The 14,518-nt window shown below is 36.2% G+C and carries 14 protein-coding genes; 1 reads left to right on the top strand and 13 read right to left on the bottom strand.

What is annotated here, in order from left to right; genetic code table 11:
* Window positions 1-43: 43 nt before the first annotated feature.
* The 11 genes from iolE to FCI53_RS09150 form a co-directional block, all read right to left on the bottom strand.
* Complete coding sequence (iolE, locus tag FCI53_RS09200) at window positions 44-949, bottom strand: myo-inosose-2 dehydratase (protein WP_138418088.1); 906 nt, start codon at window positions 947-949, stop codon at window positions 44-46.
* Window positions 950-1,068: 119 nt separating this feature from the next.
* Complete coding sequence (gene iolD, locus FCI53_RS09195; RefSeq protein ID WP_138418086.1) at window positions 1,069-2,982, bottom strand: 3D-(3,5/4)-trihydroxycyclohexane-1,2-dione acylhydrolase (decyclizing); 1,914 nt, start codon at window positions 2,980-2,982, stop codon at window positions 1,069-1,071.
* A 24-nt stretch (window positions 2,983-3,006) separates the two neighbouring features.
* Window positions 3,007-3,990, bottom strand: coding sequence for a 5-dehydro-2-deoxygluconokinase (iolC, locus tag FCI53_RS09190; RefSeq protein ID WP_138418084.1), 984 nt, complete (start codon window positions 3,988-3,990; stop codon window positions 3,007-3,009).
* A 24-nt stretch (window positions 3,991-4,014) separates the two neighbouring features.
* Window positions 4,015-4,833 carry a 5-deoxy-glucuronate isomerase gene (gene iolB, locus FCI53_RS09185; protein ID WP_138418082.1) on the bottom strand — a complete coding sequence of 273 codons (819 nt, stop codon included), beginning with the start codon at window positions 4,831-4,833 and terminating at the stop codon, window positions 4,015-4,017.
* Between the two features lie 90 nt (window positions 4,834-4,923).
* The gene (iolA, locus tag FCI53_RS09180; protein WP_138418080.1) at window positions 4,924-6,399 is read right to left on the bottom strand and encodes a methylmalonate-semialdehyde dehydrogenase; all 1,476 of its coding nucleotides are present in this window, start codon (window positions 6,397-6,399) and stop codon (window positions 4,924-4,926) included.
* 297 nt (window positions 6,400-6,696) lie between these two features.
* Window positions 6,697-7,728, bottom strand: a complete 1,032-nt coding sequence (gene iolG, locus FCI53_RS09175) for an inositol 2-dehydrogenase (protein WP_138418078.1) — start codon at window positions 7,726-7,728, stop codon at window positions 6,697-6,699.
* A 26-nt stretch (window positions 7,729-7,754) separates the two neighbouring features.
* Entirely contained in the window at window positions 7,755-9,350 is a 1,596-nt protein-coding gene (locus FCI53_RS09170; RefSeq protein ID WP_138418075.1) for a solute:sodium symporter family transporter, read from the bottom strand.
* Between the two features lie 29 nt (window positions 9,351-9,379).
* The gene (gene iolG, locus FCI53_RS09165; protein ID WP_138418073.1) at window positions 9,380-10,420 is read right to left on the bottom strand and encodes an inositol 2-dehydrogenase; all 1,041 of its coding nucleotides are present in this window, start codon (window positions 10,418-10,420) and stop codon (window positions 9,380-9,382) included.
* A 295-nt stretch (window positions 10,421-10,715) separates the two neighbouring features.
* On the bottom strand, window positions 10,716-11,105 hold the full coding sequence (locus tag FCI53_RS09160; protein WP_138418071.1) for a tautomerase family protein: 390 nt from the start codon (window positions 11,103-11,105) through the stop codon (window positions 10,716-10,718).
* An 11-nt stretch (window positions 11,106-11,116) separates the two neighbouring features.
* Window positions 11,117-11,887: a DeoR/GlpR family DNA-binding transcription regulator gene (locus tag FCI53_RS09155; protein WP_138418069.1), complete on the bottom strand. Its 771-nt coding sequence runs from the start codon at window positions 11,885-11,887 to the stop codon at window positions 11,117-11,119.
* Between the two features lie 241 nt (window positions 11,888-12,128).
* A complete protein-coding gene (locus FCI53_RS09150; protein ID WP_138418067.1) occupies window positions 12,129-12,887 on the bottom strand; it encodes a DeoR/GlpR family DNA-binding transcription regulator in 759 nt (252 codons plus the stop codon).
* Window positions 12,888-13,717: 830 nt separating this feature from the next.
* Here FCI53_RS09150 and FCI53_RS09145 point away from each other — a divergent pair.
* Window positions 13,718-14,068: a DUF2512 family protein gene (locus tag FCI53_RS09145; protein WP_138418065.1), complete on the top strand. Its 351-nt coding sequence runs from the start codon at window positions 13,718-13,720 to the stop codon at window positions 14,066-14,068.
* A 39-nt stretch (window positions 14,069-14,107) separates the two neighbouring features.
* On the opposite strand, the gene FCI53_RS21410 is transcribed toward FCI53_RS09145, so the two are convergent.
* Complete coding sequence (locus tag FCI53_RS21410; RefSeq protein WP_171038120.1) at window positions 14,108-14,296, bottom strand: Rieske (2Fe-2S) protein; 189 nt, start codon at window positions 14,294-14,296, stop codon at window positions 14,108-14,110.
* A complete protein-coding gene (locus FCI53_RS22200; protein WP_138418063.1) occupies window positions 14,224-14,478 on the bottom strand; it encodes a Rieske (2Fe-2S) protein in 255 nt (84 codons plus the stop codon). Before FCI53_RS22200 ends, FCI53_RS21410 begins: the two co-directional genes overlap by 73 nt.
* Window positions 14,479-14,518: the final 40 nt, after the last annotated feature.

The following is a 14,518-nucleotide window of genomic DNA, read 5'->3' as shown; positions in this document are numbered from 1 at the left end:
AACCTAGGAAGCTCTTAGCTACTTTCTCAAAATAATAAATAACTTATAAACTTTGAACCATATTCGGTTTCACTAACGTATTAACAATATAGTTTTTTGCAATTAGCGCATATTCTAATGGGTGGGCTTTTGCAGGATCTTGTTCTGCTTCTACAACAATCCACCCTTTGTAACCGCTAACAATCAATGTGTTATAAACCTCCGTGAAATCTAAATCACCATCACCTGGTACAGTAAACATACCAGCTAGAAATGAATCTAAAAATGAGTTTCCTTCTTTTACACATTGATTCATAACGGAATCTCTGACATCTTTAAAATGAACATGTTTAATACGGTCCAAATGTTTCGTTAGTAAAGTCATATAATCTTGATCTGATACATAGATATGCCCTGTATCATAGAGTAAATGGACGAAGTTTGGATCGGTATTGTCCATCAAGCGATCTACTTCTTCTAGTGTTTGGACACCAGTTCCCATATGATGATGGTAAACTAATTTCAGATCATATTCCTCTGCAATCACACCTAATTCATTTAACCCTTTACACAGTCTCTCCCACTCGTCATCAGTGAAATAAGGTTTCTCTGTAAATACGTTTTTGTCGGTACCCTGGATACTATACGTTTGTTCTGAAACAACCGCAACAGCTGCACCTACTTGTTGTAAATATTGACAATGCTCGTGAAAGTCTTTAGAAGCTTGCGCGATACCATCTTGAATAATAAAACTTGAGAACCACTTACCTGCAATTTTTAAATTACGTAGACGAAGTTCCTTATTTAAAACGTCAGCATCAGGAAAGAAACCGCCAACTTCTGTTCCATCAAAGCCAGCAACTACAATATCACCTAGAAGATGAGACAGCGTGTTTTCTTTACCAATCTCCGGAATATCATCATTTCTCCATCCAATTGGAGCGATTCCCCACTGTATAGTATTAGTCATAATCAATCGCCTCTTTTTTAAGATTTTGTTTGCTAAATTCTTACCTATCGATAATTGATTGGGATGATTGATGGTTATCTCCGACGACGGTTTTCGATCTAACCGTCGTCGGACTCTAATTAATATTGCTTTGCTTCTTTTAATTTCTCTTCTTTTTCTTCATAAGCTTTTTGGACACTATCAGACTCTGCAACTTCTGCAATGCCAACATTCCACCAGCTTTCATAGCCTTCCGTCATCGTTTTCGGTAATACTTTCATTTCAATCAAAGTAGATACATCTTGTTTCTTTGCATCTTCTAAAGCTTCTTTTAATTCTTCAATCGTATTCGCTCGGTAAACTTTCGCCCCATAAGCTTCTGCCACTTTCGCATAATCAATATTTAACACTTGATTATCATGTGTTCGGAACTCTGTATAATAACTACTTATGCCATTTGACATTTGCAAGTTATTGATGCATCCAAATCCTGAGTTATCAAATAAGAGTACATTAATTTTTTGATTATACTGCAATGCCGTGATGAACTCTGAATGAAGCATGAGGAAACTTCCATCCCCAACAAAAGAATATACCTCTTGTTCAGGTTCTGCTAGTTTAGCACCTAGTGCCCCAGCAATCTCATAACCCATGCAGGAATAACCATATTCTACACTATACGTATTAGGTACCTCTGGATTCCAGATACGCTGCATATCCCCAGGGAGGGAACCTGATGAAGTAATTACGATACTGTCAGGTGAGATCTCCTCATTAATGGTAAGTAGTGCAGTTGTTTGGACGAAATCGGTATCTAAAGTTTCCGCATATTCGTTTAGCGTTTCTTGTGATAGATGCCCTTTCACTTCTGGATCAAAATTTTCTCGATTAAATTTAACCTTACTTAAACGATCACGTTCCGCTGCCCATTCTTCTTTAAATTCAGTAATTTTACTATCAAAAGAAGTAGTGTACCCTTCCAGTAACGGTGCTATTTGTTCCAACGCTATTTTGGCATCAGCAACTACTTGGAAGGCATCCAATTTGTATGCTTGCATACGATTAACGTTGATATTAAGAATGTCGGCGTTATCAAAATCAAATGCTGTTTTTGATGATGTAGCAAAGTCTGTGTATCTTGTACCAATACCAATAATTAAATCAGCCTGTTTTGCCGCTTTATTTGCTGATAATGTACCAGTTACACCAACCCCACCTAAATTGTTGGCAAAAGTTGATTCAACCGTTGATTTACCAGCTTGTGTTTCAACGATCGGAATGTGATGCTTTTCAGAAATATCCATTAATATGTCGCGGGCTCCAGAATATTTCGCCCCTCCTCCAACTACCATAACTGGTTTCTTGCTTTTCTTAATACGCTCTACAGCACCATTTAATTCTCTTTCAACTGGCGCTTTTCGATCAAGATAGTGAACACGCTTTTGAAAGAAAGATTCATCAAAGTCGTAGGCTTCTCCTTCCACATCTTGGGAAATACTGATGGTTACCGGTCCTGCTTTACCAGGGTCTGTCATCACTTCAAAAGCACGAATTAAACTAGTCATTAATTGTTCAGGGCGTGTAACACGATCCCAATATCTTGACACTGGTTGCAAGGCATCATTAGTTGTAATTGCATGACTGTGTTCATGCTCAATTTGCTGCAGAACAGGATCCGGTTGTCTCGTAGCAAATGTATCACCAGGTAAAAATAACACTGGGATGTTATTAGCTAAAGCAGTACCAGCTGCTGCTACAAGATTAGCTGAACCAGGTCCTACAGAAGTTGTCACCGCATAAATTTTGCGACGTAGTTTTTGCTTACTATAGGCAATCGCAGCATGCGCCATTCCTTGTTCATTTTTACCTTGGAAAACTTTTAAATGCCCTGAATCTTGTTCAAGCGCCTGACCAATTCCAAGAACATTTCCGTGACCAAAGATATTAAATACACCTTCTACAAATGGATATTCTTCTCCATCAACATGGATATATTGCTGATTTAAAAATTTTATTAATGCTTGAGCGGTTGTTAATCTTAACTTTTTCCCCATATCAATCCAACCTTTCACTATCATTTACGCATGTTGTGCAATTAAGCCTTCAATCTCTTCAACACTAGGCATAGCATCTGATGAACTGTGCTTACTTACAACGATGGAAGCAGACGCACTACCGAATTTCAATGCTGTTTCTATATTCTTTCCATTAATTAGTGCATATAAGAATGCAGAAGCATAAGAGTCACCAGCACCAAAAGTTTTAAGTACTTTTGTTTTATACGCTTCCCCCTTATAAACATCGCCCGTTCTAGTATAAGCGTATGATCCATCGACTCCGTGTTTAATAACAACTAGTTCCGCATTGTGATTAAACAAATAATTAATGGTTTTCTCGTTGTTCCCTTCGCCTTCTGGAATATTTTCCATCACATCGTATTCATCACGAGTTCCAATCACAACATCGGATTGTTCTGCAACTAATGAATAATAAATAGCAGTTTCATCCTTGGACTCCCATGTATAGGGACGATAGTCTAACTCAAAGATAACCTTTACATCATTTTTTCTCGCGAGTGATACAGCTTTAAGAACCGCTTCTCGTGAAGGGCTTTGTGCAAGTGCAGTACCAGAAACAAGTAGCACTTTAGTTTGTTTAATATACTCTTCATCCACTTCTTCTGGATCTAAGTAAAGGTCAGCCACTTGATCTCGATACATTAGAATACTGCATTCTTCTGGACTTTTAATTTCGGTAAAAGCTAAGCCCACTTTATGTCCTTCCTTATCAAAGACCATATTGGATGTATCGATACCGACACCAGCCATATATTGTCTGATAAACTTTCCGTGTTGATCATCTGGGATCTTTCCAATAAACCCAGCTTTTAATCCCAATTTTGAACTTCCGATCGCAATATTAGCAGGAGAACCACCTACATATTTAGTAAAAGTCATTGTTTCTTCCATAGGACGGTTGATTTCATTTGCATTTAGGTCAATACATGCACGACCAATCGCGATGATGTCTAATTCTTTGTTTTCATTGAACTCTATACTCATGATTTTTTCTCCTCTCGGTTCTAACTATTTTCTATCTAATATCCATTCATGGTCTGGATCATTATGGAATTTCCAAATACGTTCAGGTCCTGCCATTACGTTCAAATAATAAGAACTATAACCATCTGGCACACCCACAGGGTGGTATCCTGCTGGCACAAGGACAACATCCCCATTTTCAACTGTCATCGTTTCATCAATTGAACGGTCATCGGTATAGACGCGTTGGAAAACGAAACCTTGTGGTGGATCCATCTCATGATAATAACTTTCTTCTAAGAAGGACTCCTCTGGCAAATTTTCCTGATCATGTTTATGTGGTGGGTAACTAGACCAGTTCCCTGTCTCTGTAAATACTTCCACAACAAGCAAACTATTAGCTGACGGGTTGCTGTCTGGCAGGATATTATGAACCATACGTTTATTGCTATATTTCCCTCTATGTTCAGGCTCGATATCTTCACCCTTTAACACCTTCGTAGGCAATTGCTGTTCAGAAGGAGAGTAGCATAATACAACTCTTGCATTTGTTACTGCTTCCACTTCAAAGGTGCGATCATTCGATACATAGACACTATCGGTAGGTTTTCTTTCAAAAACACTCTCACGCGTCCCCAGATCACTGTATGTTTCTCCACCTTCTGTTACATTAATTTTTCCAGTTAGTGCAACAATACAGCATTCTTGTTTAGCTAAAGTTTCTTGATATTTTTTGCCAGTTTCAATATCTACTACCTTAAAACCGACATAGTTTAAGTCAGAATCATCTTTCGTCACCTTATGTACAAGGGTAACTCCTTCACTAATTGTTTCTTTCATTGGCTTTCGGAGTAACTTACTCATTGTTGATATCCTCCTTGTCTCGAAATCTACTGGTAGACCCCTTCCACTAAGGTAAGAGGCCGGCCATTTTAAATATTTCAAACTATTAAATTAGTCAAACTTTGGAGCTTGATAACGTGCAGTTACGACTTTCTTACGAGTATAGAAGTCTACACTGTCTTTACCGTTTGCATGCAATGTTCCATAGAAAGAATCTTTCCAACCTGAGAATGGGAAGAATGCCATTGGTGCTGGTACACCTAAGTTTACTCCTAGCATTCCAGCATCAATATTCTCACGGAAGTAACGGATTGATGAAGCATTTGTTGAGAACAGGCAAGCTCCATTTGCGAAATTCGATTTATTTGCTGTTTCAACCGCTTCTTTCAGATCACTTACACGGATCACAGATAATACTGGAGCAAAAATTTCATCTTGCCAAATTGTCATGTCTGGTGTTACACCTTCAAAAATAGTTGGCCCTACAAAGTAGCCATCGTCAGACTGATCCTTACGACCATCTCTAACAAGTGTTGCTCCTTCTTTTACGCCTTTTTCAATATAATTAATTGTGCGTTGTTTGTTTTCTTCACGAATAACTGGTCCTAAGAACACGCCATCATCTAGGCCATTCCCCATTTTCACGTTATCTGCTGCTGCTTTCAGTTTTGCCATAAATTCATCTGCAACACCGTCTTCAACCGTTACAACGGAGCATGCCATGCAACGCTCACCAGCAGAACCGAACGCGGATGCTATAATATCTTTAACCGCTGCATCAAGGTCCGCATCATTAAGTACTGTAGTATGGTTTTTCGCACCTGTAAGTGATTGAACACGCTTTAAGTTTTCACTTCCACGCTTGAACACATATTCCCCAACTGGTTTTGAACCAACAAAAGAAATTGCTTTAACTTGCGGATGATCAAGAATACCATTAACTACATCATGCGCTCCGTATACCATGTTGAACACACCATCTGGTAGACCAGCTTCTCCCAAAAGTTCTGCAAGTTTTTCAGTTAGGAGTGGTGTTTTTTCTGATGGTTTCATGACAAATGAGTTACCCACTGCAATTGCCATTGGGAACATCCAACAAGGAACCATCATCGGGAAGTTAAATGGTGTAATACCGCCAACAACTCCGATTGGATAACGATAGTTTGTTGCTTCTACATCTGTCGCAATTGTTGGTAGAGAGTCACCCATCATTAGAGAAGGTGCACCGGCTGCAAATTCAACATTTTCAATTCCTCGACCAACTTCACCTAATGCTTCTGTTGTATTTTTACCGTTTTCAATAGTAATTAAATGAGCTAATTCTTCTTTATTTTTCTGTAGCAACTGTTGAAAGTTAAATAGAATTCTAGCTCGTTTTTGAACTGGTACTTTGCTCCATTTTTCGAATGCTGTCTGTGCAACTTCTACTGCATGATCTATTTCCTCCTTTGTAGAAATTGGAACTTGTGCAACTACTTCTTTTGTTGCTGGGTTATATACATCTTCATATGTAGATGTTTTACTTTCTACCCATTCCCCATTGATGTAGTTCTTTAGTTTTCTTACTTTCGTTTCTACTACTGCCATTCTATATCCCTCCTGGTATATTATAGCCTGTAGAATTTAATTAAGATTCTACAAACCAAAGTACTTATAACTAGCATCACTTACTAACCTTTAACAACTTATGGTTATATATTAATACTGTTATCGCTTTCAGTCAATAGTTTTTATAAACTTTAGTTAACTTTTTTGTTAACTTTTTATTAAGTCTTCTAAAAGTGATTAAAACATGACCATTAGAACAGACTATGAATCTTGTATGTAAAAAAAGCAGGTGAAACAGACCCAAATTGGCTGTCCACCTGCATAACTCAAACTTACTTAGTTTAACAATTCTAATTTTATTGTTGTTTCTACACTTACCGGTACTCCAGTTTGCAACGATTCTTTTGCCGCAACAGCAATTCGCTGAGCCATAATCCCATCTTGGAATTGACAAGGCACTTCCGTATCATGTGTAATCGCATCAAAAAATCCTTTTATTTCTTTAACAAACGCATCATTATAACGTTCCAAGAAGAAATGTAACGGCTTATCTTCTTGGATCCCATTTCTAGATGATATAGATACGGTTGATTCAGTTTCATTATTAACAATTGCACTTCCTTCTGAACCAAAAGCCTCAAGACGTTGATCATAACCATATACAGCTTGTCGACTATTGTCTATAACACCAATACTACCATTTGCAAACTTTAAGTTAATAATTGCAGTGTCTATGTCATTATAATTGGCAATAGCCGGATTAACGAGTGCCGCCCCAGTGGCAAACACCTCTATCACTTCGGACCCTGATATAAATCTAGCCATGTCAAAATCATGAATTGTCATATCCATAAAGATACCACCAGATCTTTCGACATAATCTAATGCAGGTGGCTCAGGGTCTCTAGATGTAATCTTTAATACATGTAGGTCACCAATCCCTTTTTCCTCTACAGCAGCCCTAACCTTACTGAAATTACGATCAAACCTTCTATTAAATCCTATCTGAAACTTAACACCTGCTTCTTTCACTGCTTCATACGCTTCAAGCGTTTCTTCTTGTGAAAAGCTAATAGGTTTCTCACAGAAAATATGTTTCCCTTTTTTTGCAGCTTCTTTTATAATTTCCACATGGGTATCAGTTGGTGAACAAATAAAAATAGCATCAATTTCTGGATCCTGAATAATTTCTTGATAATCTTTTGTAAGATATTCGACTCCAGAGGTATTAAACCAATCTTGTAAGTGATCAGCAAAAACATCTGAAACCGCTTTTATTCTAACTCCACTTAAATTTTTCATATTGTTAATGTGTAACTTTCCAATTCTACCTGCACCAACAACACCAACAACAACTTGTTTGTTCATATTTATCATCCTTTCAAATTTATCGTTTATTTAGCAAGAACAAGAGGTGAAAATACAATATAGGTAATGATCATTGTTATAATTACTAAAGCACTAACCAAGTAACGATATTTCCACTGTCCCAAATCCACTTTATTCTTCGCTTGAAGTTCAAATGGTTTATTAAGCGGTTTCACTTTTCCTGCAAACCATAAGACAAATACATCAAGCGGGAATAGGATACTAAAGATATATAAATAGTTTACCTTATCACCGATAGTGAACGTCAAGAGCACATATGCAACAATATGGAAAACAAACGTAATTTTTGCACCTTGAGCTGTTACATACTTAGAAAAGAAACCTAGTACAATTATAGCTAATAACGGCATGCTGTAAAGTCCATTAAATTGTTGAATAAAATTATATAAACCAGATGGCGCAAATGATATAAATGGAGCTATAACAATTGAAACTAATGCTACTACAACTGTTGTTAATTTACCAGCTCTAGCAATTTGTTTAGGACTTGCATCTTTCTTAAAGATAGGTTGATAGAAATCTAATGTAAACAAGGTAGCTGTTGCATTTAAAGACCCTACAAATGAACTTAAAATTGCACCAAAGATAACGGCACCGAATATCCCATATGACCATTCAGGTAATACCGCTGCGAGCAGTGAAGGATAAGCATTGTCTGCATTCTCTAAATCTCCACCTATCATGTTAAATGCAATAATTCCTGGAAATACTAAGAATAATGCGCCGAAAATTTTAAAGAAAGCAACATATAAAGCACCTTTTTGTCCTTCTTTTAAATCTCTACCAGCAAGGGTTTTTTGTACAATCATTTGGTTTGCACACCAAAAATACAAATTGTTAAATAACATTCCTAAAAAGAGTGTTGGCCAAGGTACATAATCCGAATCAACCGCTCCAATTGCATTTAACTTTTCTGGTGTATTTTGGCGTACGGTATCCAATCCATCAAGGAAATTACCTCCACCCATCATCGTTAATGCAATAACTGGTATGGACAATCCCCCAACAATCAGTGCTATCCCATAAATTGTATCACTGTGCGCTGCTAGTGACAGACCACCAATTAGTAAGTATAAAAGGCCAACAATCCCTATAACAGAAGAAACAACTGCAACTGCAATGATCGGATCGACCCCTAATAGGATATCTACACTAAATATCTTGTTGAATACAAGAGAACCTGAATATAATACAACTGGCAAAAAAGAAGTCATATAAGTAAATATAAACAGGAACGACATGATCCTTTTGGTTGTCGTGTCATAGCGAATTTCAATAAAATCAGTAATCGTATCTACACCATACTTCATGTAATGAGGCAGAAAGACGAGCGCCAATAAGACAAGGGCTATAGCGGAAGTTACTTCCCAAGCCATTACTTCCATTCCTGCCACATAGCTTTGTCCGTTTTGTCCAACAAGCTGTTCTGTGGACAAATTTGTCATGATAACGGTCCCAGCAATGGTGATACCAGTTAAGCTTCTTCCTCCGAGAAAGTATCCATCAGAAGTATTCATATTAACTGAACGACTTCGTTTATATGCATAAAACCAAACGAACCCTATAATTAAAATAAAGCTTATAAACACCAAACCATTCAAAGTAATCCCCACCTCTACTACTGTTTTAGTTATTTTAAGGATGACACCGGATGAAGGTCAACAATATCTTGTATGTCAATAGAGTGTTGTAATGCCTCTGCTACTCTTGTTCCTTGAAGCCCATCGTATGCGCTTACATTCGGGTTGCGATTTTCTTGAATACAAGAAGCAAATTCCCCCATCTCATTGTAAAATGCTTCTCTAAATCGTTCCGGAAAATGTTGTGATGTCGGTCTTGTGACACCGTTTCCATCATAAATCGTAACTAAATTCTTCTCAGGAGCTGCTCCGATCCTAAGCATCCCTTTCGTTCCAATTATTTCAGTTTCTACATGGTAACCATGAGTCGCATTACGACCAGACACAAGCAATGCCATTGTTTTATCTTCAAGTTGCATCATCGCAGCGCCAGTTTCAAGTTCATTTACTTTATCTAGTTCAGGGTAGGCAGCATTTTTCCCAAGTGCCCATACCCGCTTCACTTCTTTATTTGTGAACCACCTGACTAAATCTATATCATGGATCGCCATGTCTGCAAATAATCCACCGCTATTGCTTGCACCAGCAAATTTCACAAAACTTTCTAGTCCAGAGCTAGGATCAATCCCATAACAACGGATTACAGTAAGATCCCCTAATTGGCCAGAATCTACCATTTCTTTTGCATACCGATACGATTCATCATAACGTCTCATAAAACCAAGCTGAAAGACAAGACCTGGATAGGAATCTATGATTTCAACAGTTTTTTCTATGTCCTCAATCTCCAGACCGATTGGTTTTTCACAAAATACATGTAAATTGTTTTTCATCGCTAAACGGATTTGTTCGGTGTGAAATCCAGATGGAGAAACAATACAGACCGCATCAATATTTGGACTATTCACCATGTCTTCATAAGATATGTATGTTTCCTCAACTCCTAGAATTTCTCTAGCATAATCTAATTCTTCTTTCACAACACTACACGCTGCTGTAAGTGATACTCCCGGTATATTCAAGGCTATATTTTCAGCATGAATTCTCCCAAGCCTTCCCAACCCTACAATACCTATTCTAATTTCTTCCACCTAAATTGCCCTCCAGTCTATTATTATTCATCAATTTCATTCAGCGCTTTAATTATAAGAAAGAATTACCAAGAAAAAACAACCTAGAATGAAATGTGTTAACTTATGATTATATATTAATACTGATAGCGTTTACAGTCAATAAAAAATAACAAAAAAAACCATAAAAACATTGTAAACTTTACTTAAAAGTACCCAAAATATATTTGATTTACACCAAAAAATGATCATTGCGTACTATGGCAACATATGAATTAACCAGTGAATACCAAATCTTAACGCTCGCTTTGCAGGATTATAATTCGCCTGTTAAGAACTGCGCTTCTCCAAATCCAAAGCTCCACTCTCCAGCACCATTTGTAACAATTGAAACCATGACATCATTTGGTTCAATGTCGCACTTTTCACTTAGTTCCTTAACTAAAGTTTCGTAAAACTTTTGTTTTTGTTTATCACTACGTTGAGTACTTCGGATGGATAGTACTACAACATTTTCACTTCTATTAAAACCTAACCCCGTATCTTGAATAATCATTTCATTTGGTTTGTGTTGGTGGACTATTTGGTAACGATCCCGTTTAGGTACACCAAAAACATTCACCACAGTATCATGCGTTACATCTAACAATGTTTTTAATTCTTCATCTGTTCTTCCTTCTATTAAATCAAATCGTAGTAATGGCATGTTCATTCCTCCTATTGTTTGATTTTTTCTCTCTCTGTAACAACCAAAGAAATATCATTTTCTTTTGCAAACTGAATATATTTTTTAGATGGTGTCTTATCGGTGACAATATAATCTATTTCTTTTAACTCACAATAAGTAGTCAATGAGTATTTATCAAATTTATTATGATCTACTAACAAAAATATCTCTTCACTTTTCTCAACAACACTGGCTTTCAATTCCGTTTCGATTGGGAATGAATTAGTTACTCCGTTTTTTATCGACACACCTGTTGAAGCGAGAAAGGCTTTGGTAATATTATAGCCTTTTATTGCATTTTTACTTTCAATACTAGTTAAGGATTTTGTTTTACGTTCTAACATCCCGCCTATAGAAAATACATTGAGGTTTTCATAAGGAAGTGCATCAATCACAAAGTCAATATTATTCGTAACAACCGTCAACTGTATATCTTTTAAATGTTCTAACATCCCCAACGTAGTAGTTCCGGAATCTATAAATATAATATCGTTTTCTTCAACCAAATTGGCAGCAAACTTAGCTATACCTTGCTTTTCTGTTAGACTTCGAGATTTCCTATCATTAAATGTAACACTAGTAGAACTATTGACTGATACACCACCATATACTTTATTAAAATCACCACCATCGACCAATTCTTGTACATCTCTCCGAATCGTATATTTTGTAACCCCAAACCTTTCCACTAACTCATCGAGTGACACCGTTTCATTTTCTAGTATAAACGCCTTTATTTCTTCAATTCTCCCCGCTTTCATAAACCCCACCCCTTTTCACAAAATAAACAGAGAAGGTTACCTTTTCAGCACCTTCACACCAAGAATACACCAACAGTTAACCATTAATCAATAGTAAGTGTTAAAAAATAAGAGAACAAAATCAAAAACAGAGAATTTTCGATGCATAAAATATACATCTTACTAACAAAATGACATTTATACCCACTAATACTAAAACATTATTCTTATTATAAAAATAAAAAGTAAGCCATTCATTAGCTTACTTTTCGGTAACGACAACTTTTATTTTATTTTTATTTGAGTAATTTATATATTCATTTGGAATTTCATTAGTGACAATGTAATCGATTTGTTTAATGTCACAATAGGTTGTTAATGCTGCTTTATTGAACTTTGAATGGTCAACTAATAAAAAATTTTCTGCACTACGCTCTACAACAGAGCGTTTCAAACCACTCTCGAGCGGAAGTGAATTGGTTACACCATTCTTTATGGAAATACCTGTTGATGCAAGGAATGCCTTAGTAATATTATAGGAAGTTATCATTTCATCATTGTCAGCACTCGTAAATGAATTTGTTTTTCTTTCCACCATGCCTCCCGTGGAAAAAACATTTAAATTCTCATAAGGAAGTGCCTTAATAACAAAATCTATATTATTAGTTATAATCGTCAGTTCTTTATCCTTAATAAACTCAACCATCTCAACGGTTGTTGTGCCAGAATCTATAAATATAATATCGCCATCTTCAACAAAATTAGCAGCTGCTTGACCAATTTGCTTTTTCACCTCATAGTTTCGTATTTTCCGATCTCCATAAGGTATGGTTGAGTTTGGTTTATCTACTGCTACACCTCCATAAACTTTCTTAAAATCTCCCCCATCAATTAAATCCTGCACATCCCGTCTAATCGTATTTTTGGATACACCAAATTGATTTACTAAGTCATCCAATGAGACGGTTCCCCGTTCATTGATATAATCTTGGATCATCTCCAAACGTTTTGTTTTCAACAATGTTACCATCCCCCTTTATCAATCAAATTAAAAACCCCAATGCTCCCCAAATAAAAAAGCAAGTATAAATCACAAAAAACGCAAAAAATATTATATACATTGCAAATAGTTAAAGTAAATTTACCCTACCTATGGTTAACTTTTGATTCTATTTTATCACTGTTACAGTTTTTAATCAATTTTACATACTAGTTCTTTTTCAGATTGTCTCAAAACTTAGTATAGGGATTTAAGCGTTTACCAATTACACTAAAAGTTATTAATGACACAAGTTCAATCATTAACATAACCTAATACTTTTTTTATTTTTTTTATTCAAACATGACCTCAGAGGGTGACAGCATTCCCTTATTCACATAATACCTACTTGTACCAAAACTTACTACACCAAATTCCGTCTAATCAATATTTATCTTATTAAGTAACTCCACACATCCAAATTAGTATTTAATTTTATACAACATGAGCAGGAATCTGAGCAACTAGCGACTTCTCCGTGAAAAGTTTTAAATTCACAGTTTGATCCATTTAAAGTATTTAGAATCCTTTCCATTTACGGTTCTTCTGGTTTTTTAATTACTGCTTCTAGGTCAGTTAATAATTTTTTTAACACGCTTCGGAAATTTCACAAATAAACTTTGAAGGAACATTTTTGTTGTCCCGCTTCGATACTATGGACAAAAATCCACTTATCCCAAAAAAAAAAGAATAACTTGGTGAAATAAAAGGAAAATTAAATGACAAGTAGGATCTCAAGGTTTTTATCTACAAATAATTTTTAAACCAAAAGTCCCATTCCTATAAATTATAAACGTAGAAAGGAGGTTATTATGAGGTATTTTAATGCTTTATTCATAAAGTTCTTAATGATTACTGTCGTATTCTGGGGGGTTTTCTACATGCTTCTTGGGGTTGATTTTGGTTACATGCTATTGGCAAGTTTAATCCTTTCAACGTTTGGATTTGCTATTGATGTATTTTTCCTACCTAGGATCGGTGATATTGCTGCAATAATCGGTGAATACGGAATTTCATTTTTAGCCATTTGGGTACTAGGTGGATACTTTTTTGAAACACCTTTTCCTATGATCGTGGCTTCCCTTTTCGCAGCATTAATGATATCAATTGGCGAGTTAGCTTATAATCAATACTTGCGAGAGCATTTATTTTTCAATGCGTAGGTATAGAGGGACAAGGTACAGTGCTTGTCCCACCTGTCTTTATCTCATTCTTCTTTTATTAACGTTTACAACAATATTTCCTTCTGCCCTTTGAACGTTGTAGGTTTTCACTTTACATTGGGCTGGGTCAAAGATTGATTTACCAGTTTGTAAATTTAATTCCCATCCTTGTTGCAGGATTTCATTATGACGTCCATACTCAAACTCATGAGGATCACTTGGCAGCATCGTACCGAGACCGCTCCATGTACTAGGGAGGTTCCTTGATGTGGACATTGATTACGAATAGCATATAAATTTCCATCTACATTAAATATAGCTATTTCTAATTTATCCATTTTTAATAATCGACTATGACCAGGTGGCAACTCTTCTATCAGACAGACTCTCACACCTGTCAATTCAGCCATCAATCTTTGTTCCACTGGTTTAAGGCAGAATACGGTTACT

Source organism: Aquibacillus sediminis (assembly GCF_005870085.1).
GTDB classification, from domain to species: Bacteria; Bacillota; Bacilli; order Bacillales; family Amphibacillaceae; genus Aquibacillus_E; species Aquibacillus_E sediminis.
The sequence above is the reverse complement of the archived record's forward strand: the minus strand, read 5'-3'. Positions and strand labels throughout refer to the sequence as shown.